Genomic DNA, 24366 nt, shown 5'->3' with positions numbered 1-24366 from the left:
AAGTTCTTCAGCCGCGCCAGCGCCTCCAGCCCGCCGAGGGCCTCCTCAAGGTCGGCCGTTTCCGCCGGTCCCCCGGTGAGGAACCCGGCGCCGAGGACCTCCGCGGCGGCCTCAAGCCAGCCGGTGTCCTGCGCCGTGGGATCCACCCCCGGATCCGGGGTTCCTGCCCTGTCCATAACCCCAAGAATGCCATCTCCCACCGACATTCTTCGGCCAAGAGAACCAGCAGGAAGTAGCACGAAGAGAACCAGCAGGAAAGCAGCACGAAAGAAGCAGGAGAAACGGCCGGAAAACTAGCCGGCGAAGAGAGGCAGCGGTGCGCCCTTCACGCCGGGTTCCACCGCAAAAAGTGCACCCGCTGCCGGCTCCGCGCCAGGTTCAAGGTTCTGCCGCGACGTCGTGATGTAGAGGGTGCCGAGGTCGTCCCCGCCGAACGCACACGACGTCACCTGGGAGGCGGCGACCTCGACTGTCCCACGAAGTACGCCGTCGGAGTCGTAATGCGCCACGGCCGAACCGCCGTAGAGGGCAACCCACAGCCCACCGTCCTCGTCGATAGCCATGCCGTCAGGGGAGCCCAGCTCGGGGTCAACTTCGGCGAAGGTGCGCCGGCCGGTGATCCGGCCCGTATCAAGGTCGTAATTCAGCGCGTCAATGCGCTGGGTTGGGGTGTCGGAATAGAAGGCGGTATCGCCCGCCGGGTTCCAGTGCAGTCCATTTGAGGTAGTGACCCCGGGCAGCACCGTCGAGATGGAGTGGTCCGAGTCAAGACTGAACAGGGTGCCGGCCCCGAAGTCGCCCTCCCACGCCATCGAGCCGCAGAGGAACCGCCCGCGGGGGTCGCAGCCGCCTTCGTTCATCCTGATTGCCGGGTCATCGAAGGCAATCGGGCCCGGGGTGACCTTGGTGAAGCCCGCATCGGCGAAGGCAAACCCCTTTTCCACGCCGATGACGTATCCGCCGGACCCGCGTCCACGGATCACCGCTGCCACCTTCGCGTCGACCGAGTGGCGTGCCAGGGAACCGTCGGCGCTCCGTACGAGAACGTCGCCTTCCAACATGTCGACGAACAACAGCGACCGGCTTCGGGCGTCCCAATAGGCCCCCTCACCGTGATACGTGCAGGGCTCAGTGAGCTGTTCGGCTTTCATCGCCACCTGTCATCCTCAGCCGTCAGCCGGCAGATCGAGTTGGTCGGAAATGCTGATGCACTTCCGTGTCTGGTCAATTTTGGACACGGGGTCGCCGAGTTGCACCAGGACCGTGCTTGAAGCGACCTGCTCGGGGTCGAAAAGCACCTCGACGGCCGGTTCCCGCCCGTAGGTGGTGGCGGTCCATGCGGTCTCGCCCTCGCTGAGCACCCAGTCGATGTCGTTGACCGAGACGCAGGCATCCGTGGTGGGCCCGGGAACTTCGACGCCGCAGCGCAGCACCACCTTTGATGGGTCGCCCCAGGCGGAGGTTGCCTGGCTGTTGGTTTCCCGTTGCGAGTGTTCGGCGACCTCCGGGGGCAGGGCGACCATCACGTCGGCGCAAGCCGGGTTCTGGGCGTCGGCGGCGGGATCGACATCGACAACGGGGGCGCAGGCAGCCGTTCCTACGAGCACCGCCGCAAGCGGCACCGCACTGCGAAGGAACCGGTTAAGAGAAGGCATGCTTCAACCCTAATAGCTCCTTCACCGACACGCGGCACGGCGCCCCCGGCCCGCGACCGCCGGGCAGTAGGCTTCGTTCAGGGACGGACGGCGCCACCGGTTCCGGCACGGCAACGGCGGGCCCGTCCAAGCGATCAGGGAAGTCAGATGGTCTCACAATCAGTTATGCGTCGTTCAGCGACAGCAGCCCTCACACTCGGACTGCTGGCAGCGGCGGGGGTCAACCCCGTCCTGGCAACCTCCCAGCAGCAGCCACCGCCCGACGGCCAATTTCACGAGCCTGCCCCACCAGTTCCCACACCGAACCCGTCGCCGGCAATCGACCCGGCCACCGGGTTCGCCATCGACAGCTACACGGGCTACCTGATCCATCCGCCCACCGGATACCTGATCGAGCCGACCACCGGATACCTGCTGCTTCCGGGATCACTGATCTACACGAATCTGCTGTACGACAAGGCCACCGGCGAGGTGACCGAGGTCGATCATGAAGCGCCTGCCTCGCCGGAACCGACGCCGAAGCCGACGCCGAAACCGACGCCGAAACCGTCAGCAACGCCGACTCCGACCGCGTCCAAGACACCCGTTCCTGCCACGCCTTCTGCTCCCGCCCCGACGGTTGAGGCGCCTGCGCCGTCGACCTCCCCGACACCGACGGAAACACCGACGAGCAGGCCGACCCCGTCGGCATCAGCCGAAGCCGTGGAGGCGGAGCTCGCCTCATCGCGCGCGCCTCTGGTGTGGGCGGTCGGAGCGGCGGTGCTGCTCGCGGCGATTGTGACGATCGTCGTCGGAGTGCGACGGCGCCGGGCCGGCTCCTGAGGCCGGAGTTCGAGCGGGCGACGCCCCGACGCTGCCCCTGAAGTCCCCTGTTCACATCCCGGCCGGTAGCATGAGGGCTGGCCTTGAGGAAGAGGGGATGTGCGGTGTCCGGGTACGATGTCGAGCACGAATCTGTCGTATCTAGCGTGCGGCCGAAAAGGAAGCACCCGGTCCGCCTCACCCTCTTGCTTTTGGTGGGGCTGGTTGTCGTCGCTGCGGTTGTCGCCGGCGGGTACCTCTTCAACCTCGCGAACACCTTCAACTCGAAGAGCGACACCATTGACACTGCCTTCCCCACGGGTGAGCGGCCCTCGCTTGAGCCAACGGCGGAGGGCTCCCTCAACATCCTGCTCCTGGGGAGCGATTCGCGTGCCGAAGGTGAGGCTCCGGATCAAACAGGCTCCGATGGCCGCTCCGACACGATGATGCTGATGCATATCCCCGCCGATCGGGATGACATCTTCGTCATGTCGATCCTCCGCGATACCTGGACGGAGCTTCCGGGGCACGGCGAGAATAAAATCAATTCGGCAATTGCACTCGGGGGAATGCCCCTGGTGGTTGAGACCGTGGAGACTCTTCTGGATGCTCCCATCGACCATGTAGCAATCATCGACTTCGAGGGATTCAAGGGTTTGACCGATGCGCTGGGCGGCGTTGAGGTCAACAACCCCGCAGCCTTCCAATCCAGCGGTGCCGACGGCGAATTCTTCGCGCAGGGTCCGGTCACGCTCCAGGGTGAGTCTGCCCTGAAGTTCGTCCGCGAACGGTATGCCTTCTCCGACGGTGATTACCAGCGCGTCAGGAATCAGCAGGTGTTTGTGAAGGCAGTGCTCGGTGAAGTCCTCAGCGCCAACACGTTGACCGATCCCGGAAAAGTCGCGGACGTCGTATCCAGGATCTCCCCCTACGTCAGCGTTGACGAAGACCTCGATGCGGCGGCCATCGGTCGCCTCGCCGTGTCACTCCGCAAGGTCCGTTCAGGAGACGTGCAGTTCTCGACCCTGCCGACCTTGGGCACTGGGACCTCGGCCGACGGGCAGTCGATCGTGGTTAAGGATGAAGCCGGGATCGCCGAGGTGGCTGAAGCGCTCAGCAATGACTCGCTGGGGTCGCTCCCGCTCTTCTCCGAATCGCCGCAGTAGGGGATAACCTGCTGGGTGAGAGTCAGCCCGGTCTCTAAACCGGCTTCCGGTATCGAGAACCTCCTTCGGCCCACCTGCCATCTGCTATCCCTTCACGGAATCGTCACCATCACCCCTTACGGTGGAACAGTGCCACTTACAGTTGGAGACCTGAGCGAATCAGCGCTGCTTGAGCGCATCTTCCCGCGCCTCGCGCGGGCGGAAGCAGCAGTGGTGGGCCCTGGCGATGACGCGGCTGTCCTCGCCGCCCCGGACGGTCGCACAGTGATCTCCATCGACACCCTGGTCCAGGACAAGGACTTCCGCCTGCTGCGCGAAAACGGCTTCACGACGACCGGGTACGACGTCGGGTGGAAGTGTGCCGCCCAAAACCTCAGCGACATCAACGCCATGGGCGCCCGGGCCACGTCCCTGGTGGTCAGCCTCACCCTGCCCGCCGACATCGCAGTGGAGTGGGTGGAGGCCCTCGCCGACGGCCTGACCGATGCGATCGAGCAGCTGGGGGCCACCGGCTGCGGCGTGATCGGCGGCGATCTGGGCGGCGGCACCCAAATTGTGGTGACGGCAGCGGTCACAGGCACGCTTGAGGGCCGCGCCCCGGTCCTGCGCTCGGGCGCCCAACCCGGCGACGTCGTCGCACTCGCGGGGACCGCGGGCCGGGCCGCCGCCGGCCTCGCCCTGCTCGAATCCGGAACCGCCCTTGAAGACCTGGGCGAGGAGGAGCTGGGGCTTATCGCCACGCAGTGCCGCCCGGAGCCGCCCCTGGCAGCCGGGCCGGAGGCCGCGCGGGCCGGTGCCCGTGCCATGCTCGATATTTCCGACGGCCTCATCCGCGACGCCGGCCGGATCGCGAAGGCCAGTTCGGTCGCAATCGACTTCGCCCCGGAGGTGCTGCGCGGGCTTGCCGAACCCCTTCAATCCGCGGGGCGCCTGCTCGGAAAAAATCCCCTGGAGTGGGTACTCGGGGGAGGCGAGGATCACGGTTTGCTCGCGGTCTTCGGCCCGGAAATTAAGCTTCCTTCCGGTTTTACTGCGGTAGGCTCGATATCGGCAGGGACGCCCCGTGTGACGGTTGGGTCGCAGGCTCCGGCTTCGATCGGATGGGATCACTTTGCACACTAAGATCACCGCGAACGCGACAGCGATGAAGCGATGGTTAAGCAACGCTGAAGAGTCCCTCGGCAATCACAGCGACCGCCTCAACGCCATCAACATCTTCCCCGTCGCAGACGGCGACACCGGCACCAACCTGTACCTCACCGTGTGCGCCGCCGCCCGGGCGGTGCACGACGCCGAAACCACCGACCTCGGCGAGCTGCTTGCCATCGCGGGCCGGGCCGCCATGGAGGACGCCCGGGGCAACTCCGGCACCCTCATCGCCGTCTTCCTCAGTGCCATCGCTGAGCCGCTGAAGGGAACCACCCGGCTCACCTCCCGACTCCTCGCCGCCGCAATGCATCGGGCGCAGATCCGCAGCTGGTCCGCCCTGAGCGACCCCGTGCCCGGCACCATGCTCTCCGTGCTTGAGGCCGCAGCCCACGGTGCGGCCAAGACGGCGGGTGAGCATGAGTCCGACGACAGCAACCATGCGCTCGCCCTGACCCTGCAGGCCGCCGTCGAGTGCGCTCTGACAGCCGTGGTCGATACCGAAAGCCAGCTCGGAGCCCTCACCGAGGCGCGCGTTGTCGACGCCGGAGGCGTGGGCTTCCTGCTCATCCTCGACGCCCTGCGCGCCGCATCCCTGGGCGAGGAACTGCAGGACGAACTGCTCGACGGACTCCACGGCTACAACATCCAGGCACCCCACATCCACCGCGGAGCCGACACCGACGGGGTGGAGATCATGTTCACCATGAACCTCAGCCCGCTCGACGCCGCCACGCTCCGGTTGCACCTTGACGAGCTGGGCGACTCCGTCATCATGAGCGCCGTCACCGAGGTCGAGGAGGGCTACCGCTGGCGCGTCCACGTGCACGTCGTCGATCCCGAGCCCGCCCTCAAGCTGATCCACGAGGCCGGAGACCCCGACAACATCTCGCTCACCCAGCTCTCCTCATCGGATGACGACGCCGCCGGAGCGCCGGTCCTCGAGGGCCATGGACAGTAGGTTGCAGGCGGAATTCGATGTTCCGCTGGATCGTCGCCTTGGATCGCTGGCCAAGCTGCTTGCGAAACACCTCAACCTCTTCACTGTGGGCCAGCTGCTCAACCACTTCCCGCGCAACTACCTGAAGCGCGGGGAACTCACCCCCATCGCCGACGTGCCCGTCGACGAGGAGGTCACCCTCATCGCGCGGGTCCAGTCGGCCAACTCGCGGAGGATGCACACCCGCAAGGGGATGCTGCTCGAGGTCGTGATCACGGACGACGCCGACGGCAGCCTCGGCGGCATGAATCTCACCTACTTCAACGGGTATAAGGCCGAGAAGGACCTGCGGCCCGGCGTCCGCGCCATGTTCTCGGGCAAGGTGACGGTCTACCGCAGCAAGCTTTCCCTCACCAATCCCCGGTACGTCCTGCTCGAGGACGACGACAACCCGGACTACATCAACAAGCCCATCCCGGTCTATCCCGCCGCCGAGAAGGTCGGCAGCGAACGGATCGCGCTTGCGGTGGGCACGATCCTTGACACCTTCGACAGCGAACAGCTCAACGATCCGGTACCCGAGGCCGTCGCCCGCAGGGAAAAGCTGATGACCCTGCCCCAGGCGTATGAGCTGATCCACCGGCCCACCGTCATCGAGGAGGCCTACCGCGCCCAGCACCGATTCCGCTACCAGGAGGCGTTCGTGCTCCAGTCAGCCCTGGTGCGCCGTCGGGCCCTGACCGCCCGGGAGGAGGCGACCAGCAGGCCGCCGCAGGCGGGCGGCCTGCTGGATCAGTTCGATGCGCGGCTTCCGTTCACCCTCACCCGGGGGCAGCAGGAGGTGGGGGACACCCTCGCCGCGGAACTGGCCCGGGACCATCCGATGAACCGGCTCCTCCAGGGCGAGGTCGGCTCCGGCAAGACCCTCGTGGCGCTGCGGGCCATGCTCCAGGTCATCGACGCCGGGGGCCAGGCTGCGCTGCTGGCGCCCACGGAGGTCCTCGCCGCGCAGCACTACCAGTCGATCTCCCGGACGCTTGGCCCCCTGGCCGAGGGCGGAATGCTCGGCGGCGCCTCGGACGGCACCCGCGTGGTGCTCTTGACCGGGTCCCTTCCCACCGCGCAGCGGCGCCGTGCGATGCTGGAGGCCGCCTCGGGGGAGGCGGGCATCATCATCGGGACCCATGCGCTCCTTTCGGAAAACGTGCAATTCTTCGACCTTGGCCTGATCGTCGTCGATGAGCAGCACCGGTTCGGCGTGGAACAGCGCGATTCCCTCCGCTCCAAGGCCTCCGCCTCACCCCACGTCCTCGTCATGACCGCCACTCCGATTCCCCGCACCGTCGCCATGACCGTCTTTGGCGACCTTGAGGTGTCCACCCTCTCCGAGCTGCCCGCCGGCAGGTCTCCCATCACCACCCACGAGGTGGGCCTGGCGGAACATCCTGCGTGGATCGACCGGATCTGGTCGCGCGCCCGCGAGGAGATCGACGCCGGGCGGCAGGTCTACGTCGTGTGCTCGAAGATCGGGGACACGACAGGCCAGGAGGACGACCCCACAGCACTGGAGCTGTACCAGCCGGCAGGCGCGGCGGCTCCGCCGTCGGACCTCACCAGCGTCACCGAACTCTTCGAGTCCCTCCAGGACGCGCCCCAGCTGCGCGGGGTCTCGATCGGGATGCTTCACGGGCGCATGGACCCGGCCGACAAGGCCGACGTCATGGGCCGCTTCAACGACGGCGCCCTGCAGCTGCTTGTCGCCACCACCGTCATCGAGGTGGGCGTCGACGTGCCGAACGCAACGCTCATGGTCATCATGGACGCCGACCGTTTCGGCATCTCCCAGCTCCACCAGTTGCGCGGGCGGGTAGGCCGAGGCGGCCACGCGGGAACCTGCCTGCTGGTCACCCGGCTTGAGCCGGACCACCCGAGCAGGGAGCGCCTGGCCGCCGTCGCCTCGACGACGGACGGGTTCGAACTCTCGCAGAAGGACCTCGAACTCCGGCGCGAGGGCAATATCCTCGGGGCCTCGCAGTCCGGCGGCCACTCGGCGCTGCGGTTCCTCAAGGTGATCCAGCATGCTGCGCTGATCGAGAAGGCCCGCGCGGACGCGCAGGACGTCGTGCTGGCCGATCCGGACCTGACGGAGTACCCCGGGCTCGCCCTCGCCATCGAGCTGTACCTCAACCCCGAAAAGGAAGCCTTCCTGGAACGCGGTTAGAGTGAAAGCATGACGCGCATCATCGCCGGAGCCGCCGGCGGCTCAACCCTCACCAGCGTGCCGGGGACCGGGACCCGGCCCACCACGGACCGGGTCAAGGAAGCCCTGTTCTCGCGGCTTGAGGCGTACAACGCCATCCACGGCGCCCATGTGCTCGACCTCTTCGCGGGTTCGGGATCGCTCGGCGTCGAGAGCGCGAGCAGGGGAGCGGCCACCGTGGACCTCGTGGAGTCCGCGGAGAAGCCCGCCGCGGTGGCGCAGCGGAATGCGGACCTGGTCAACCGTGTGCTGGGGTGGACCGCCGCCCGGGTGCACCGTACAAAGGTGGAAATCTACCTCGACCGGGCCGCGGAGGACCTCAGCTGGGACCTGGTGTTCCTCGATCCGCCGTATCCGCTCCAGGACGCTCCGCTGGGGGCTATCCTCACCTCGCTCGTGCCGCACCTCTCGGAGGGCGCCGTTGTCGTGCTGGAACGCTCCGCCCGCTCTCCGGAACCGCAGTGGCCGGAGGGCCTGGAGCGCTTCGCGGAAAAGAAGTACGGCGAAACACGCCTGTGGTTCGCGGAACCCGTCTGAGTTAAAGGCGCTCCCTGCAGCACCGCGCGGTGCTGCAGGGAGCGGTTCCGTGCTTCGCCGCCGGCGCAGCTACGGCGTCCGGCGGTCCTCCGTCATCCGGCGGGTGCGCAGGAGCGCGGTTCCTCCGGCTGCCAGGCCGAGCAGGCCGGCGCCCAGTCCGACCCAGCCCGCGGCCGAGCCCGCGGAGGATCCTGCCGGTTCCGCAGCTGCCGCAGGCTCAAGCACGTCGTCGCCCGAGGCGCCGCCGGCTCCGGTGGAGTGCGCAGCCCCGTGCCCGGAGCCTTCCTCGGCGGCCGTGGTGGTGAAGGCGGGGGCGGGGCTTTCGGGCTCCTCCTCTCCTTCAGCGGCCGGCTCGTCCCAGGCCCGGGTGGAGCCGTCGGTGTAGTGCTGCATCGCGGGAAGGCTCACCACCGTCCCCGCCTCCGGAAGCTGCCCCACGGAGATGGAGAAGGTCTGGTATTCGTTCTGGGAGATCTCCGCCCCCTCCTCCGCGGTCCAGACGACGGAGAGCGGCGCCTCGGTGAGGGTGACGCCGTCCTCGGCCGTGACCGGCTCGGGAAGCTCGCCCCGCACCACTTCGGCCGTCCAGCCCTCGAGCGGCTTCACCCGGACCGCCGTGAACGGGGTCTCGGCCGGAAGCGACACCTCGAGCTTGTTCGTGCCGGCGGTTTCGGATTCGTTGGGAACGCTGAAGGTGAGCTGGGAGTATCCACTTTCGGTGGTGTTGGTCGGCGAGACCGTCACGTGGGCCAATGCGACCCCCGCACCGAGGGTCATCAGGCCGACGGTGGCCGTACCGGTGCAGAGGGCGCGCGTAAAGAAGCTAGAAGTTGTCATGATGTGCCTTTCGGGAGCCGGATCTGTGTCCGGCGGGGATGGAGGACGCTCGGGGCGCCGCGGCTCCAACCGCTCTTCAGGCAGGCAGGAGGGGCAGCGCGGACTGCGCCGGGGGCCCTCGCAGCGGCGGCACGGACGCGTCGCGGCGGCGCAGGCGGGGCGCCGGCTGCGTGCCGACGCTCCCGCGGATGCGGCGGGGGACGACGGCGGCCGCCTCGAGCGTGCTGATCAGCGGGCGCAGCCAGGCGGCCAGGAGTTCGAGCGCCGCCTCGCCCTTGGAGATCAGGAGGGCAAGGATCACCGCCGCACAGGCATGTGCCACCAGCATCAGAGTGCCGCCGGAATCCACCGACTCCGTCAGTTGCCCGGTCAGGGGTTGGCAATCCACCGCTGCCGGTCCATGGTGCTGCGCCGCCGATGCGCCAGCGCAGGCCGGACCGCCCGTCAGTGCGGTGAGTGCCGTATGCAGTGCCAGTTCGCCCGCGAGCAGCACGGCAGCCAGTGCGGGGAGGGGGAGGGCGCGTCCCGAGACGGACGTGACGGCCGCCAGGACGAGGGCGGCGAGCAGGAGCAGGATGGCGGGATCGGGAAGGGTGCCTCCGCCGATCAGGTGGGAGCAGGTGCTCAACGACAGGATGAGCGATGCGACAACGGAGGAGCGGAGGAAGCGGGACCCAGTGGGTGTGCTCACTTTTCCTCCTCTGCTCGGACTGTCTGCTTGTTCTGCCTGATGGTGCCGCCTGACCGTGCTGCCTGCGCGTGCCACCCGTGGGTGAGTTCTAACCTGACGCCGGCCGGTGTGTGCGCCGGCTCTTGCGAGTCGACCGGGGGTGAAGACTGACCGCTGTCCCTACCCTTTCATCTTAAAGGCGCGCTCCCCGTTCCCGAACCAGGTCGATCTGTATTCGCGGTGGTCCGGCCCCGGGATGGGCCCGGGACGAAATTAGACCGGAACGAGGACAGGAGAGGTGGGGTCGACGGCGGCCGGAGGCGCCGGCGGGACGGAGGTATCAGCGGCTGCGGAAGGGCCGGTGCGGGTCGTCGGCTGCTGAAGGACCGAGGGGCCTGAAAGGTGATGGGCGCCGCGGGTGGAAAACACCGCTGAGCGGGCCGGGCCTTGCTGGGGGTGAATGGGCTGGGGCCGGATGGCTGGCTTCCAGCCGGTTGCCGCCGTTCGTCCGTGCCGTCCGGGTAGTGACATCGGGGCCGCTGCTTGACCCTGATGTCGATCCCGGAGTGCCGGGTGGTGCTATTTTCCGGCGGCCTGGTTCTGGGCGGCCGGAGCCGTCCTGCGGCCGGTTTCGTCCCTGCGGTCGAGTTCTTCGGTCAACTCGGCCAGTCGGGCCTGCGATTCGGGGTCGGGGAGGCCGAACTCGATGTACTCGGAGTCGATCGCACGGTGGACCCTGCTGTTGAGGACTGCTACTTCACTGCTGTCGAGAAGGGTGAGGTCTTCCGGGAAGCTCTCCTCGGGAGCCATCCGGCTTGACTCATTGGCGTTTGCTTCATTCATATAGGTAATTTCCTTCACTCGGGCTTTCGGGCATGCGTCCCTGAGGCTCCGATTGACGATCCATCACGACCGATTCTCCTTTGGGGGAGGTCAGGCTCGGATGGCAGCGGATCGCCCGCTTGCTCCATCAAACCATCTCGGGACGCTTCTCGCCATTAACCCGTAGCCACCCGGGCGAAGCACGCGGTGAACCGATGGGGGCACGGAAGTAGCGCCCTTTCGGCGGTTCCGCCGTGCCGCGACGGCGAATGCAGCGTTGCCGCGAGCACGTGGTTTCGGGCTGAGATTAGTGCCCGAAGACCGGCGCCATCCGTCGGCCCTGCTCCTCGGGAGCCGGGCGGGACCGGCTGTCAGCCGCCGGTGCCCGAAGCGAAGGCGTCGAGGTCCGGGCCGGTCAGCACGGCAGCGGGGTGGGGGCCGGCGGCGAGCAGGCGGTCGGTCCAGTCCGCGGGCCACGGCTCCCGACGCGCGGCGATGACGATATTGCCCGGATACCGGCCGGTGAACATGGCTGTTTCACCCAGTGCGGCGATGCCCCGCGCCTCGCCGGCCAGGGAGCGCACCTGCCTCCGGGCGAAGGCGAGCGGCGGGTCGTCGCCCACATTGACCAGGACGACGCCGCCCGGTGCCGCGAGTTCCAGGAGCCGTCGGTAGAACGGCGCCTCGGTGAGGTGGGCAGGGGCGTCCGCTCCGGCGAAGACGTCGAGAACGATGGCATCGAAGCCCGCCGCGGGCAGCCCGTCGAGCGCCGCTGCGGCGTCGTCGAGGACAAAACTGCACTGTGTCCCGGCGGGCAGTGGAAGGTGCTCAAGGACGAAGTCGAGGAGTTCACGCTCAAGCTCCACGGCTGTCTGCTCGGAGCCCGGCCGGGTTGCCTGCACGTAGCGCACGAGGGTCAGTGCGCCGGCCCCGAGGTGGAGCACCCGGAGGGGGTCCCCGGGCGGACGGACAACATCGATCACATTGGCGATCCGGCGGAGGTATTCATAGAACACCTGCCCGGGCTCGGCGAGGTTGACGTGTGACTGCTGTGCTCCGCCGATGCTCAGGATGTAGGCGCCGTCGAGGAAGGCGTCCTCGTCGATCTCCGCATGGGCGCCCACTCCCCGCAGCCACCGGGTGGGCACCGACCCATCCGTGCTCACAGCTTTCCCGGCAGCGAGGCAAGCCGCCCGGCGGCATCCTCGAGGATCTCCGACTTCTTGCAGAAGGCGAAGCGCAGCAGGGAACGTGTGCGCGCGGCTCCCTCCGGATGGCAGAAGACGGGTACGGGAATCGCGGCGACACCCACCAGCGCCGGCAGCCGGCGGGCCAGCTCGGTCGCATCCACCACCCCGAGCGGGGCGCAGTCGGCGAGCACGAAGTAGGTGCCCTGCGAGGCGTGGACCCGGAACCCGGCTGCCGCCAGCCCGGAGGACAGCAGGTCCTTCTTCCGCCGCAGGGTCCCGGCGATCCCCGTGAAGTAGGCGTCGGGCAGCCCCAGTCCTCGGGCGACGGCGCCCTGGAACGGCATTCCGGAGCTGTAGGTCAGGAAGGACTTCACGGTGCGCACGCGGGCCACGAGCTCCGCTGGACCGGTCAGCCAGCCGACCTTCCAGCCGGTGACGGAAAACGTCTTGCCCGCCGAGGAAATGGTCAGGGTCCGCTCGGCGGCCCCGGGCAGGGAGGCCACCGGGATATGCGCGCCGTCGAAGGTCAGGTGTTCATACACCTCGTCCGTCACCAGCAGCACGTCGTGCTGCACGGCCAGTTCGACGATCCGGGTGAGCGCCTCCCGGGTGAACACCGAGCCGGTGGGGTTGTGGGGGTTGTTGAGCAGCAGCATTCGAGTCCGGCCGCTCATTGCCGCCGCCAGGGCGTCCAGATCGGGCTGGAAGTCCGGGGCCCGCAGCGGCGCGGTGGTGTGATCTGCTCCGGCCAGGCCAATGACTGCTCCGTAGGAGTCATAGAAGGGTTCGAAGGTCAGGACCTCATCGCCCGGCCCGGCGAAGGCGAGGACGGCGGCCGCGATCGCCTCAGTGGCGCCGGTGGTGACAAGGACGCCGGTCTCGGGATCGGGCCTCAGCCCGTAGAACCGCTCCTGATGGGCCGCGACCGCGGCGCGCAGTTCGGGCACGCCACGCCCCGGGGCGTACTGATTGGCGCCGGCGGCGATCGCCGCACGGGCCGCTTCGAGGATCTCGGGCGGGCCGTCCTCATCGGGGAAACCCTGCCCGAGGTTGATCGCCCCGTGAGCGGCGGCCAGGGCGGTGATCTCCTCGAAGATCGTGACACCCAGCGTGCCGTCCGGGCCCAGCAGATTGGCGCCGAGCGCCGTCCGCTGCCAGGGTTCTGCCGCTTGCTGCGCGGAGCGGTCGGGGGACGGGAAGGAAGACCTCATAGGGACAAGTATTACCGCTCCAGCGTGGCGGGAGCCTTTGGGCAGCGAACCGGGTGGGTAGTTTAGGAGTATGCGCCGAGTCGTCTGCCCCGGATCCTTCGACCCCATCCACAACGGTCATGTGGAGGTGATTACGCGTGCCGCCGGTCTTTTTGACGAGGTGGTGGTGGCCGTGTCCACCAATTACTCCAAGAAGTACCGCTTCACCCTCGAGGAGCGGCTGGAGATCACGGGCGAGGCGCTCGCCCACCTGCCGGGGGTGACCGTCGAGTTCATGGGCCACGGTCTGCTGGCGGAGTTCTGCCGCGACCGCGGTGCCGTTGCGATCGTCAAGGGCCTGCGCTCAAGCCACGATCTGGACTACGAGCTGCCCATGGCAACGATGAACCGGCAGTTGACCGGCGTCGAAACCGTCTACCTGCCCGGAGAGAGCAGTTTCCTTCACGTGTCCTCGACGTTGCTGAAGGAGGTCGCCGCCCTGGGAGGAGACATCTCCGCGTACGTTCCCGGCACCGTGCTGGACCGCATGGCTCGACCCACCGCCTCCTAGCTGTACCCGGCCATGAGGTTGGTGACGCTGGGGGCTTGAAATGGAGGAGGACCTCCGGGCTTAGTGGAGCTGTCTAGTTCTTCACGTCCCGGAGGTCCTCATGTCCCACGCTAATGCCCGTCTGACCGTTCATGGGAGGTTTCTTCTCATTGAGCGGGTGATCGGTGACCGACGCCCGGTGGCCCACGTCGCCAGGGAGCTCGGGATCTCCCGGCAATGCGCGCACCGGTGGGTCAACCGGTACCGGGCCGGGGCCGGTCTCCTAGACCGATCCAGCCGGCCCCACCGGAGCCCGGCCAGGACCAGCCCCGAGCGCGAGGACGCAGTCCTGGCAGCCCGGAAGGAGCTCAGATGCGGCCCGGACCGGCTCAGCCAGGTCACCGGGGTGCCGGCCAGGACCATCTGCCGAATCCTCACCCGCCACCGGGTACCGCCGCTGGCGGCCTGTGACCCGCTCACCGGAGCCCCGATCCGTGCCTCCCGGGCCAGCGCGGTCCGGTACGAGCGGGCCCGCCCCGGGGAGCTGATCCATGTGGATGTGAAGAAGCTCGGGCGGATTCCCGAGGGCGGGGGCTGGCGCGCCGACCCGGACCAGAGCCGGGTCAACCACCGCTCCGGCCGCCGGAAACTGGGCTTTGACTACATCCACGCCGCCATCGACGACCACACCCGGATCGCCTACGCCGAGATCCACCCTGATGAAAAAGGCACCACGGCCGCCGGATTCCTCACCCGGGCCGGGGCGTTCTTCAACGCCTGCGGTATCGAGAGGATCGAGCGGATCCTCACCGACAACGCATTCGCCTACCGCAACTCAGCGGCCTTCCAGCAGGCCGCAGCCGACCTCGGGGCCGTGCAACGGTTCATCAAACCCCACTGCCCGTGGACCAACGGCAAGGCCGAACGCTTCAACCGCACCCTGGCCACCGAATGGGCCTACGCCCGGACCTACACCAGCAACACCGACCGCACCCATGCCCTTGACCCCTGGCTGAGGCACTACAACACTGAACGCATCCACACCGGCATCGGAACCACCCCCATCAACCGGGTGACACCAACCTGACGGCCGGGTACAACTAGCGGGTCGGCGGAACGAGGCGCGCAGAGAAGCACCCGGTTCGGCACCCGCCGCCGGATCTTCAGAGCGGAGTCCCTAAAGCGGGTACAGCGTCACCGCCGTCGCCTTGACGGTGAACCACACCTCGGAGCCGGGAACCAGGTCCAGTTCGGCCACGGCGGACGTGCTGATCTCCGCGCTGAGGTGCCCCGCCCGCACCGTGACGAACTCCCCGTGCGGCTCCAGGTCCGTCACCGACACCCGAAGGACGTTCCGCGGGCTTCCGGCGGGTGCCACAGGAAACACCGAGACCGCCCGCGGGCTGAAGACCGCGGCGGCGGGAATCCCGGCCGGCAGAGGGTTTTCGGAGACCGCCTCCAGGCGGCGTCCGGCGGCGTCGACCAGCCCCGACGGCACGGAGGTGCCCGGAACGAAATTGAGGCCGGCCAGGCCTGCGGCGAACGAACTCCGGGGCCGCTCCACCACCGACTGGGTGCTTCCGGCTTCCGCCACCCTGCCCTCCTCAAGCACCGTGACGGTGTCCGCGAGGATCAGCGCATCGAGAAGATCGTGGGTGACGATCACCGCGTTCCGCCCGGCCAGCACCCGCCGCAGCATCCGCCGCAGGCCGGGAGCGGCGGCGGCGTCGATGGAGGCGAGCGGCTCGTCGAGCAGCAGCAGGGACGGGCGGGCCGCCAGGGCCCGGGCTACGGCCACCCGCTGCGCCTGGCCTCCCGAGAGTTGTCCCGGCCGCTTGTCGGCAAGCTCGGAAGCCTCGACCTCTGCCAGCCACCCCCGTGCCGACGCGCGGGAAGCCGCCCTCGATTCCCCGGCGCTCCGTGGAGCGAAGGCGACATTGTCCAGCACGCTCAGGTGGGGGAAGAGGAGGGGTTCCTGCGGCAGCAGGCAGACCCCGCGGCGGTGGGGCGGGAGGAAGGAGCGCGGGCCGAACAGGCTCCGGCCATCGAGCTCCGCGCTGCCGGTGTCGGCCCGCAGGAGCCCGGCGGCGAGGGCGAGCAGCGTGGACTTTCCGGCCCCGTTCGGGCCCAGCACGGCGAGGGTTTCGCCGTCGCCCATCGACAGGGCGACGTCGAACCGGCGGGCATGGACCGCGGCCTCCAGGGCGAAGCCCATCAGGGCACCGCCGGGGCCGAGGACCGGTGCGCCAGGCCGACGACGAGGACGGCGACGGCCACCAGCACGAGCGAGAGTGCGACGGCGGCGTCGGGGTCGGTCTCCCGCTGGAGGTAGATCTCAAGCGGCAGGGTGCGTGTGACGCCCTGCAGGGACCCGGCGAAGGTGAGCGTCGCGCCGAACTCCCCAAGCGCCCGGGCGAAGGACAGGACGGCTCCTGAGAGGAGGCCGGGGAGGACGAGGGGAATGGTGACCCGGCGCAGCACCGTGGTGGGGGAGGCACCGAGCGTCGCGGCGACCGCCTCGTACCTGCCACCGGCACTGCGCAGTGCCCCCTCGAGGCTCAGGACAAGGAAGGGCAGCGCAACGAAGGTCTGGGCGAGGACGACGGCGGTGGTCGAGAAGGCGATCTCCACCCCGAGGGCACGCAGCGTGCCGCCCAGCAGGCCCTGCCGTCCAAAGGTGTATAGCAGGGCGATGCCGCCCACCACGGGAGGCAGGACCAGAGGCAGCAGCACGAGCGCGCGCAGGACCTGCTGGCCGGGAAAGGCACTGCGGGCCAGGACCAGCGCCATCGGGGTGCCGGCCACGATACAGAGCGCCGTGGCAGCGGCCGAGGTGGTCAGGCTGAGCTTCAGGGCGGCAATTGAGGACTCGGAGGTGACCAGTTCGGGGAAACGGGCCCAGTCCACCCGTGTGACGACAGCGGCCAGGGGCAGCAGGATGAACAGCGCGCCGAGCGCGGCCACGAGGAAAAGCCAGGGAGGCAGTCCGGGAAAGCCCACCCGGGGTTTCGGGCTCCGCACCCGGTCCGGGGCGGTCAGGGGCCGCGTTCCGGTCACGGCCGGTCCGCGGGCGGCTGGAAACCCGCCTCCTGCAGGAGGGCCTGCCCGGCGGAGCCGGTGACGGTGTCGATGAACTCTCGGGCGGCCTCAGGCGCATTCGGCGCCACCGCCCCGATCAGGTAGCTGTTAGGCACCTCCGCGGCCTCCGGGATGGGCACCGCCTCGACCTCCCCGGCCGCGGCGAGGGCGTCGGTGACGTAGACGAGTCCGGCGTCCGCCTCGCCGGAGATCACCTTGCCGAGCACCTCGGTGACCGAGGATTCCTCGCTCACGGGGGACAGGCGCACGCCGGTGACCTCCTGGATCCGCGTGGCGGCCGCCCCGCAGGGGACCTGGGGCGCACAGGCGACCAGCCGGACGCCGGTGAGGTCTGCAAAGCCGTTCACGCCGGCGGGATTTCCCTGCGGGACAGCGATGGTCAGCCGGTTCCGTGCGAACTCTCCGGGCTCGCCGTCGATCAGCCCGGCCTCGGCGAGCCGCTCCATGGTCGGTGCGTCGGCGGATGCGAAGACATCGGCGGGTGCGCCGGCCTCGATCTGGGTGGCAAGGTCGGAGGAGCCGGCGAAGTTCAGCACCACCTCCGATCCCGGGTTCCGGGTCTCGTAGTCCTCAGCGAGCGATTCGAAGACCTCCCGCAGCGAGGCCGCCGCGAAGACCGTGATCGTATCCCCGGTCCCGCTCCCGCTCCCGCCGTCGCTGGCCGGGTCCGCGCCGCCCCCGCAGCCCGTCAGCGCAAGGGCGCAGGCGAGAACGGCGGAGCCTCCAAGCCTGTGCCGCAGCCGCTTCCGGCCGGCGCCCGTGCCCGTGGCCGGGGAGGGCACGGCCGGGCTCACGGCTGGCGCCCCGGCGGGGTTTCGATGATCACCGTCGTCGCCTTCACGACGGCGACGGCGACGGCGCCGGGTTCGATGCCGAGGTCCCGTGCTGCTTCGGCGCTCATCAGGGACACCACCCGGTGGGGTCCGCACTGCAGTTCGACCTGGGCCATGACTGTATCGGCGGTAACCTTGGTGACCAGACCGACGAACCGGTTCCGGGCCGAGCTTGAGTTCCCGGCGGGATCCTCCGGGGTGACGGCACGCTGCTGGGCGAGCCGGGCGAGGTCGACACCGTCGACCTCGAGGACTCCGCCTGGAGAGCGGCGGCTCGACAGTGTTCCCTCGTCGATCCACCGACGGACCGTGTCGTCACTGACGGCCAGGTACTGGGCGGCCTCCCGAATCCGTATATGCGGCATGACTATGAGGTTAGACCCTCATATGCGGAAATGGAACGGCTCCTCGCCCCGCGTGGGCAGGGAGCCGGCGTTCCGGGTCAGCGGGGGCCCGGTTCGGGAGGGGCAGGAGGGCGTTTTGGGCTGGAGGAAGATCTCAGGCTAAGATGATACGTCGGTCATATGTTCTACAGGAGTCACCATTAAAAGCGATCTCAGTTCGCCTTTGATCTTCAGTGTCAAAGACCTCGGGCGCAGCCCGGGAAGCATGCGGACAATCGAAGAACATGTACCCGCACCCAAGGATTTCGGGGTGGCGCTCATCGGCGTGCAGGAGGGTTCCGACATGGAACTCGATCTGCGCCTGGAAGCGGTTCACGAAGGAATCCTTGTGTCGGGAACCGCGGACGTCGAGGTGTCGGGCGAATGCGGCCGGTGCCTGATTCCCATTGAGTACACCAGCGGTGTCGAGATTCAGGAACTCTTCTACTACGGTGACTCCGGGTCGCTGCCGGCTGAAGAGGAAGAAGACCTGCACCGGGTTGAGAACGATTCGATCGATCTCGAGCCGGTGCTGAGGGACGCGGTGGTTACCTCACTGCCGTTCCAGCCGGTGTGCCGGGAAGACTGCCAGGGTCTGTGTTCCGAATGCGGAGCGCGCCTGAATGACGATCCGGACCACCATCACGAAATTTTGGATCCTCGCTGGTCCGCCCTTGCAGGGTTGACCGGCACTGCCGCTGAGAATGACGCGGCACCACGTACAGAGTCAGACGAGAGAGAAGAGAGTTAGTCGTGGCTGTTCCCAAGCGGAAAATGTCCCGCGCGAATACACGCGCACGCCGGTCCCAGTGGAAGGCAACCGCCCCCAGACTGGTCAAGACCGTGGAGAACGGCCGCGTCACCTACAGCCTTGCCCACCAGGCCAAGGTTGTCACCGACTCCGCCGGCACCCCGCTGTTCCTTGAATACAAGGGCCGCAAGGTAGCCGACGTCTAACCTCGCGTGTCCAAGGAAGATCTGACCAAGCGTCTCGGTGTCGATATCGATGCCGGGACGCTTCGTCTTGCCCTGACGCACCGGTCGTACGCGTACGAGCAGGGCGGCATCCCCACCAATGAGCGTCTTGAGTTCCTCGGCGACTCGGTGCTCGGTTTGTCCGTGACGGACGCGCTCTACCGCGACAACCCGGACCTCTCCGAAGGCGACCTCGCCAAGCGCAGGTCCGCCGTCGTCAGTACCCGCGCCCTCGCCGGAGTGGCCCGCAGCCTCGGCCTCGGCCAGCACATCCTGCTCGGGCAGGGGGAGAAGCTGACGAACGGACGCGACAAGTCCTCAATCCTGGCCGACACCATGGAGGCCGTCATCGGCGCCGCCTACCTCAGCCACGGGATCGAGACGGCCCAGGCAATGGTGATGCGGCTCATCGGGCCGCTGCTGCGCGACTCCGACGTCCTCGGCGAGGGTACCGATTGGAAGACCCGCATTCAGGAGACCGCCGCCGCCCGCCGCCTCGGAGCCATCGACTACCAGGTGACAGGCACCGGCCCCGACCATGCGCGCTCGTTCGAGGCGCTTCTGGTCATCGGCGGAACCCCCTACGGCACCGGCGCCGGACACTCGAAGAAGGAAGCCGAGCAGGCCGCCGCGGCCGCGTCGTGGAAGATCCTGCGCGGCCCCGTGCCTGCCGACGGCAACTAGGCCGCGGTGCCTGAACTACCCGAAGTTGAGGTGGTGCGCCGCGGGCTGGCCCGCTGGGCCGGCGGCCGCACCATCGAAGCGGCCGAAATCCTCGACCCACGCTCCGCACGCCGTCATCCCCTGGGCCCCGATGACCTGCAGTGCCGGCTTGCGGGTGCCGTCATCGCCGACGTCGTCCGGCGCGGGAAGTTTTTGTGGATGCCGCTGAACGCCCCAAGTGATAATTCTCACCCTGCCGGACCGCCCCGCACGGCGCTGATGGCCCATCTGGGCATGAGCGGACAGCTCCTGGTGAAGGATCCGGGCCTTCCCGACGAAAAGCACCTGCGAATCCGCCTCGCGCTGTCGCCTGCGCGCGACGAAACGGGCCTCGAACTCCCCTCCGAGCTCAGGTTCGTGGACCAGCGGATCTTCGGGGGCATGTTCCTCGCGGACCTCGAAGCGACCCTGGACGGACTCCCGGGCGGCAGGGGAGAGGGCGACCTGCCGCTGATTCCGCGCCAGGCCGCCCACATCGCCCGCGACCCCCTCGACCCCGCCTTCTCCTTCGAGGTCTTCCACGCCCGGTTGCGGGCCCGCCGCACCGGCATCAAGCGCGCCCTGCTGGACCAGTCGCTCATCTCCGGCATCGGCAATATCTATGCCGACGAGGCGCTGTGGGCTGCGCGCCTCCACTTCGCCCGCCCCACCGACACCCTCCGCCGGTCCGAGTCCCTCCGCCTTGTCGAGGAGGCGCGCTCGGTGATGGAGCGGGCGCTCGAGGCCGGCGGAACAAGCTTTGATTCGCTCTACGTGAACGTCAATGGCACCTCGGGCTACTTCGAGCGATCCCTCAACGCTTACGGCCGCACAGGGGAGCCCTGCAGGCGGTGCGCCGCGGAGGGGCGGGAAACCCGGATCCGCAGGGATGTCTTCATGAACCGCTCCTCCTACAGCTGCCCTCGATGCCAGCCCCTACCACGCAATGCCCGCTGGTAGTTACAGCGTTTACCCGTCCGTGATCTGAATGTGACAATTCCGAGATGCACAGGTAGCGTTAGAGCCGCGCTGGGACATCATGGACCGGCGCCCTTCGTCAGACTGCCTAACCCTGTCGGTGACAGAAGGACCGTTCGCTTAACTTTTCCGACAGGGGCGGGGGAACCGAGAGCGGGCTCTTTGTGAAGAGTCCTAGGGGTTAAGGCGCGGCACGGACATCATCTGGGGAGATGGTCCGGCGCGCCCGGGTGTCCCATCCGAACCCGACAGCTAACTCCGCAGGCATCGGGAGAGGCAACTTTATGTCCAAGAATCGTACAATCGCGCGCCACCGGGCGACCCCGGTCCGCACCAGCCCCCTCAAGACCGCAACCCGCGCCGTCGCTGCAACTGCCGGCGTAGCAGGCCGCCCGGCAGCCGTCGTCGTCGCAGCCTCGGGCATCATGCTCGGTGCAACGCTTCCGGCGAACGCTGCCGGAGAGGTTGAGGTAAGCACGTCCGCATCGCAGGTCAGCGCCTCCGCAACCTCACACACCGTGGTTGCCGGCGATACGCTCGGAAGCATCGCCGGCAAGTATGGGGTCAGCCTTGACGCCATCTTCGCCGCCAATGGCATGGGCTGGGACTCGGTCATCCACCCGGGCCAGACCATCGTTCTCTCCGGCAACGCCGTAGCGGCTGCCCCGCAGCCCGCCGTCGCTGTCCAGGCCGCTGTCCAGGCCGTGGCTCCTGCTCCGCAGGCGGCTCCGGTCCAGACCGCTGCAACCGCCAGCAACCCGATGGGCATCAGCAGCCAGAGCAACGAGATGCGCGTCATCGGCGCCGCGTCGACCAGCGGCATCGTTGGCACCGCCATGCAGGGCGTTGGCTCCGGCTACGTCTTCGGTGGCACCGGCTTCGGTTCCTGGGACTGCTCAAGCTTCGTCCAGTGGGTCTACGCCCAGCACGGCATCGACCTGCCCCGCACCACCTGGTCGCAGTTCGCCGCCCTGACCCCGACCGGCAACCCGCAGCCGGGCGACCTGGTCAGCCAGAACGGTGGAAGCCACGTCGGCATCTACCTCGGCAACGGCAAGATGGTCAGCGCGCTGAACCCCTCGCAGGGCACCCTCGTCCACGACGTGAGCGCCATGTCGGTCGACGGTTACTACACCGCCGGCTAATACCCCGCTGTTTCAGCACGCAAAAGGTCGGTGCCCCGAAAGGGGTGCCGGCCTTTTGTTATCCATCGACGTGTCCGGACTCCGGCCGCGTGTCCCGCGGATGGCTGGATGCCCCTTGCCAAAGGTCAGGACTGCAGGTTCAAAAGCGGCGCCCCGGTGCCCGGTAGTGGGCGGCCAGACGCCCGAGGCCCTCGTCGATTGACACCTCGGGGACCCAGGCGAGCAGCTCGCGGGTCTGCCGCTGGTCGTACCAGTGCGCCGTCGAGAGCTGTTCGGCGAGGAAACGTGTCATGGGGGGCTCCTGGATGGACCCGGAGCGCCGCCACACCCTTTCGACAACCGAGCCCGCCGTCCGGGCCACGGCCCCGGGTACGCTCCACCCCGGCGGCCGTACGCCGCCCGCCAGACAGATTCCGGCGATCATCTCGCCGATCGGCCGGGGCTCGCCGTTGGTCACGACCAGCGCCCTGCCCTGCACGTGCTCGATCCGGCGCAGCGCCGCAACGATGGCCGCCGCAGCGTTGTCCACGTAGGTTGTGTCCACCAGCGCCGTTCCCGAGTCGAGGACGGGAAGGCGGCCCGCCCCGGCCCGGGCCAGCACGCGCTCGACGAGCTGGGTGTCTCCGGGCCCCCAGACGATGTGCGGGCGGACGGCGGCCACCCGGAAACCCGGCTCCGAACTGCCCAGCGCAATCAGTTCCGCACGGCCCTTCGTCCGCGCGTAGTCGCCCCGCGCGCTCTCGGGAGCGGCGGGGGCGGCGCCTGCTCCGGCATACGAGCCGCCGTCCGCCGCCACCGAGGGCGAGGAGACAAACACCACATCGGGTACGCCCGCGTCCCGCGCAGCCGCAAGGAGCGCCCGGGTCCCTTCGACATTGACCGCCTCGAAGTCGGCAGGGTTTCCGGTGAAGGAGACCTTGGCGGCAAGGTGGATGACCGCGTCGACGCCGGCGGTGGCCCGGGCGAGGGCCGCAGGGTCGATGAGGGAGCCTAGTTCATCCTGGGCCCCCGGTACGCCCGAGGGCCGGCGCTGGAACGTGCGCACCGGCGTTCCCTGGTCTCGAAGCAGGGCGGCCACCGCGCCGCCAAGGAGGCCGCTGGCTCCGGTGACCAGGACGGTCATGGCGTGCGGACGCGGCCGCCGGACAGGGTCTGCTCGGCCCAGGCGGCGATCCGGGCCCGGTCGAGCTTCGAGTTGTGCCGGATGTCCACGGGCAGGGCCGGCACGGTGAGGACTGCGGCGAGCTCGGCTCCCGCGGCGGAGGCCGCGGCCCGGACGCCTGCCGCGAGCCCGGCCTCGGCCAGCCCCGGACGGCTCTGCCGGAGCGGCGGGTCGGTCTCAAGCACTCCGACAACGGCCTGGGTTCCTGCCGGTCCGACGCCGACGACGGCGGCGAGGCGCACCCCGTCGACCTCCTCGATCGCGTGTTCCACGCCCACCGGGGTGAGGACGCCGCCCGGGGCCGTGATGATGTGGCCGAGGCGGCCCTCGACCCACAGGCGCCCGGCCGCGTCGAAGTGGCCGACGTCGCCGGTGCGGTGCCAGGGCGCAGTGCGGGCCGATTCGGCCTCAGTGCGCCATAACCGGTGGTAGCGGTCCTTGACGTGCGGGGCGTCGACGAGGATTTCCCCGCTCACACCGGCCTGCGTCGTCGGTTCTCCGTCGGCGGAGCCGTCGGGGCCGAGCGGGCTGACTGCCACCCGGGCCCCATGTACGGCGGTGCCTACGCAGACGCCGTTCCCGGCGCCGGGAAGACCTGCGGCGGCATCCTTGGCCGCCTTGCGGATCGAGGGCAGGTAGATGTCGGTGACCGGTAGCGCCTCCGTCATGCCGTAGGGAGTGTGGAGTGCGGCGTCGGGCAGCAGGCCCTGGACCCGCTCGAGCAGGGGAGCCGGGATCGGCGCACCTGCGGACAGCAGCAGGCCCACCCGCTGCAGCGCGGCCCGGCCGTCGGCGGAAAGCTCCGTTTCGCTCGCCAGCACGTTGCGCAGGGCGGCTGGTGAGGCGAAGACCGCTGTGGCGTCGACGGCGGCCACCGCGTCGGCGAGCGCCGCCGCGGTGAGGGTCCGCGGTGCCGTCACGTCCATGTCGGGGGTCACCGACGCCACTCCGAGGGCCGGCCCGAGCAGGGCGAACGGCGCGAAGCCCGCGACGAGCGCGCCTCCCGGGTGGATGCCGAAGGTCTCGGCCACCGCGTCGCGCATGGCGGAGAGCTGCCGGTGCGTGTACACGACACCCTTCGCGGGCCCGGTGGAGCCGGAGGTGAAGAGGATGGCCGCGTTGGCGTCGGGGTGCGGCGGCGGGAGGAGGCCGGCCGGGGCGCCGGCGGGGGTGCGCAGCTCGGCCAGCGAGGTGTCGACGGCCAGCAGCCGGCGCCGGGCCGGGTCGAGCTCCTCGACGCTGATCCGGCGTCCGGGCCAGCCGAAGATCCGGGCCGCGGCGAGGGCGCGCTCGATGCCGATCACGGCGTCCGGCGCGCTGCCGCG

The 24366-nt window shown here is 68.9% G+C and carries 27 protein-coding genes and 1 riboswitch; of the genes, 13 read left to right on the top strand and 14 right to left on the bottom strand.

The window, feature by feature from the left end; all coding sequences use genetic code 11:
- The 3 genes from QZX79_RS16465 to QZX79_RS16455 form a co-directional block, all read right to left on the bottom strand.
- The coding region (locus QZX79_RS16465) for a hypothetical protein (protein ID WP_294569968.1) at positions 1-200 on the bottom strand (200 nt) is incomplete at its 3' end.
- 93 nt (positions 201-293) lie between these two features.
- On the bottom strand, positions 294-1151 hold the full coding sequence (locus tag QZX79_RS16460) for an SMP-30/gluconolactonase/LRE family protein (protein ID WP_294569969.1): 858 nt from the start codon (positions 1149-1151) through the stop codon (positions 294-296).
- A 15-nt stretch (positions 1152-1166) separates the two neighbouring features.
- Positions 1167-1655, bottom strand: a complete 489-nt coding sequence (locus QZX79_RS16455) for a DUF3515 domain-containing protein (protein WP_294569966.1) — start codon at positions 1653-1655, stop codon at positions 1167-1169.
- 165 nt (positions 1656-1820) lie between these two features.
- On the opposite strand from QZX79_RS16455, the gene QZX79_RS16450 reads away from it, so the two are divergent.
- The 6 genes from QZX79_RS16450 to rsmD all read left to right on the top strand — a co-directional run bounded on the left by QZX79_RS16450 (position 1821) and on the right by rsmD (position 8505).
- On the top strand, positions 1821-2477 hold the full coding sequence (locus tag QZX79_RS16450; protein WP_294569964.1) for a hypothetical protein: 657 nt from the start codon (positions 1821-1823) through the stop codon (positions 2475-2477).
- An 83-nt stretch (positions 2478-2560) separates the two neighbouring features.
- Complete coding sequence (locus QZX79_RS16445) at positions 2561-3622, top strand: LCP family protein (RefSeq protein WP_294569962.1); 1062 nt, start codon at positions 2561-2563, stop codon at positions 3620-3622.
- Positions 3623-3751: 129 nt separating this feature from the next.
- Positions 3752-4744: a thiamine-phosphate kinase gene (locus QZX79_RS16440; protein ID WP_294569960.1), complete on the top strand. Its 993-nt coding sequence runs from the start codon at positions 3752-3754 to the stop codon at positions 4742-4744.
- 22 nt (positions 4745-4766) lie between these two features.
- Positions 4767-5729: a DAK2 domain-containing protein gene (locus tag QZX79_RS16435; RefSeq protein WP_294569958.1), complete on the top strand. Its 963-nt coding sequence runs from the start codon at positions 4767-4769 to the stop codon at positions 5727-5729.
- Positions 5719-7929 carry an ATP-dependent DNA helicase RecG gene (locus tag QZX79_RS16430; protein WP_294569955.1) on the top strand — a complete coding sequence of 737 codons (2211 nt, stop codon included), beginning with the start codon at positions 5719-5721 and terminating at the stop codon, positions 7927-7929. The genes QZX79_RS16435 and QZX79_RS16430 overlap by 11 nt, the downstream gene beginning before the upstream one ends.
- A 9-nt stretch (positions 7930-7938) precedes the next feature.
- A complete protein-coding gene (gene rsmD, locus QZX79_RS16425) occupies positions 7939-8505 on the top strand; it encodes a 16S rRNA (guanine(966)-N(2))-methyltransferase RsmD (protein WP_294569953.1) in 567 nt (188 codons plus the stop codon).
- Positions 8506-8574: 69 nt separating this feature from the next.
- On the opposite strand, the gene QZX79_RS16420 is transcribed toward rsmD, so the two are convergent.
- From QZX79_RS16420 to QZX79_RS16400, 5 genes are all read right to left on the bottom strand, one after another.
- Positions 8575-9342 (bottom strand): YcnI family protein, encoded by a 768-nt coding sequence (locus tag QZX79_RS16420; RefSeq protein ID WP_294569951.1) that lies wholly within the window; start codon positions 9340-9342, stop codon positions 8575-8577.
- 76 nt (positions 9343-9418) lie between these two features.
- On the bottom strand, positions 9419-10033 hold the full coding sequence (locus QZX79_RS16415; protein WP_294569949.1) for a hypothetical protein: 615 nt from the start codon (positions 10031-10033) through the stop codon (positions 9419-9421).
- 558 nt (positions 10034-10591) lie between these two features.
- Positions 10592-10855: a hypothetical protein gene (locus QZX79_RS16410; protein WP_294569947.1), complete on the bottom strand. Its 264-nt coding sequence runs from the start codon at positions 10853-10855 to the stop codon at positions 10592-10594.
- A 350-nt stretch (positions 10856-11205) separates the two neighbouring features.
- Positions 11206-12000, bottom strand: coding sequence for a spermidine synthase (locus tag QZX79_RS16405; protein WP_294569945.1), 795 nt, complete (start codon positions 11998-12000; stop codon positions 11206-11208).
- Positions 11997-13235 (bottom strand): aminotransferase class I/II-fold pyridoxal phosphate-dependent enzyme, encoded by a 1239-nt coding sequence (locus tag QZX79_RS16400; RefSeq protein ID WP_294569944.1) that lies wholly within the window; start codon positions 13233-13235, stop codon positions 11997-11999. The genes QZX79_RS16405 and QZX79_RS16400 overlap by 4 nt, the downstream gene beginning before the upstream one ends.
- A gap of 70 nt (positions 13236-13305) precedes the next feature.
- Between QZX79_RS16400 and coaD the strand changes: the two genes are divergently transcribed.
- Positions 13306-13785 (top strand): pantetheine-phosphate adenylyltransferase, encoded by a 480-nt coding sequence (gene coaD, locus QZX79_RS16395; RefSeq protein ID WP_294569942.1) that lies wholly within the window; start codon positions 13306-13308, stop codon positions 13783-13785.
- Positions 13786-13885: 100 nt separating this feature from the next.
- A complete protein-coding gene (locus tag QZX79_RS16390; RefSeq protein WP_294569941.1) occupies positions 13886-14851 on the top strand; it encodes an IS481 family transposase in 966 nt (321 codons plus the stop codon).
- Positions 14852-14941: 90 nt separating this feature from the next.
- On the opposite strand, the gene QZX79_RS16385 is transcribed toward QZX79_RS16390, so the two are convergent.
- From QZX79_RS16385 to QZX79_RS16370, 4 genes are read right to left on the bottom strand one after another with little or no spacing between them, the layout of a single operon-like run.
- Entirely contained in the window at positions 14942-15979 is a 1038-nt protein-coding gene (locus QZX79_RS16385) for a sulfate/molybdate ABC transporter ATP-binding protein (protein WP_294569939.1), read from the bottom strand.
- On the bottom strand, positions 15979-16821 hold the full coding sequence (locus QZX79_RS16380) for an ABC transporter permease (RefSeq protein ID WP_294569937.1): 843 nt from the start codon (positions 16819-16821) through the stop codon (positions 15979-15981). Before QZX79_RS16380 ends, QZX79_RS16385 begins: the two co-directional genes overlap by 1 nt.
- Positions 16818-17657 carry a molybdate ABC transporter substrate-binding protein gene (gene modA, locus QZX79_RS16375; RefSeq protein ID WP_294569936.1) on the bottom strand — a complete coding sequence of 280 codons (840 nt, stop codon included), beginning with the start codon at positions 17655-17657 and terminating at the stop codon, positions 16818-16820. The genes QZX79_RS16380 and modA overlap by 4 nt, the downstream gene beginning before the upstream one ends.
- Entirely contained in the window at positions 17654-18061 is a 408-nt protein-coding gene (locus tag QZX79_RS16370; protein WP_294569933.1) for a molybdopterin-binding protein, read from the bottom strand. Before QZX79_RS16370 ends, modA begins: the two co-directional genes overlap by 4 nt.
- Before the next feature lie 202 nt (positions 18062-18263).
- Here QZX79_RS16370 and QZX79_RS16365 point away from each other — a divergent pair, with 202 nt between their 5' ends.
- The 5 genes from QZX79_RS16365 to QZX79_RS16345 all read left to right on the top strand — a co-directional run bounded on the left by QZX79_RS16365 (position 18264) and on the right by QZX79_RS16345 (position 21879).
- Positions 18264-18830, top strand: coding sequence for a DUF177 domain-containing protein (locus QZX79_RS16365; RefSeq protein WP_294569931.1), 567 nt, complete (start codon positions 18264-18266; stop codon positions 18828-18830).
- A 2-nt stretch (positions 18831-18832) separates the two neighbouring features.
- Complete coding sequence (rpmF, locus tag QZX79_RS16360; RefSeq protein WP_294569929.1) at positions 18833-19036, top strand: 50S ribosomal protein L32; 204 nt, start codon at positions 18833-18835, stop codon at positions 19034-19036.
- Between the two features lie 6 nt (positions 19037-19042).
- Positions 19043-19738 (top strand): ribonuclease III, encoded by a 696-nt coding sequence (gene rnc, locus QZX79_RS16355; RefSeq protein ID WP_294569927.1) that lies wholly within the window; start codon positions 19043-19045, stop codon positions 19736-19738.
- 6 nt (positions 19739-19744) lie between these two features.
- Positions 19745-20716, top strand: a complete 972-nt coding sequence (gene mutM, locus QZX79_RS16350) for a bifunctional DNA-formamidopyrimidine glycosylase/DNA-(apurinic or apyrimidinic site) lyase (protein WP_294569925.1) — start codon at positions 19745-19747, stop codon at positions 20714-20716.
- A 125-nt stretch (positions 20717-20841) separates the two neighbouring features.
- A riboswitch (cyclic di-AMP (ydaO/yuaA leader) is annotated at positions 20842-21015 on the top strand.
- A gap of 3 nt (positions 21016-21018) precedes the next feature.
- On the top strand, positions 21019-21879 hold the full coding sequence (locus tag QZX79_RS16345) for a C40 family peptidase (RefSeq protein WP_294569923.1): 861 nt from the start codon (positions 21019-21021) through the stop codon (positions 21877-21879).
- Positions 21880-22018: 139 nt separating this feature from the next.
- On the opposite strand, the gene QZX79_RS16340 is transcribed toward QZX79_RS16345, so the two are convergent.
- Complete coding sequence (locus QZX79_RS16340; protein WP_294569921.1) at positions 22019-23002, bottom strand: NAD(P)-dependent oxidoreductase; 984 nt, start codon at positions 23000-23002, stop codon at positions 22019-22021.
- Positions 22999-24366: AMP-binding protein (locus tag QZX79_RS16335; protein ID WP_294569919.1), on the bottom strand; the 1368-nt coding region annotated here is incomplete at its 5' end. The genes QZX79_RS16335 and QZX79_RS16340, both read right to left, overlap by 4 nt.

The sequence above is a fragment of the uncultured Arthrobacter sp. genome (assembly GCF_902805515.1).
Classification (GTDB): Bacteria; Actinomycetota; Actinomycetes; order Actinomycetales; family Micrococcaceae; genus Arthrobacter_D.
This window is presented reverse-complemented; position numbering and strand designations above follow the sequence as displayed.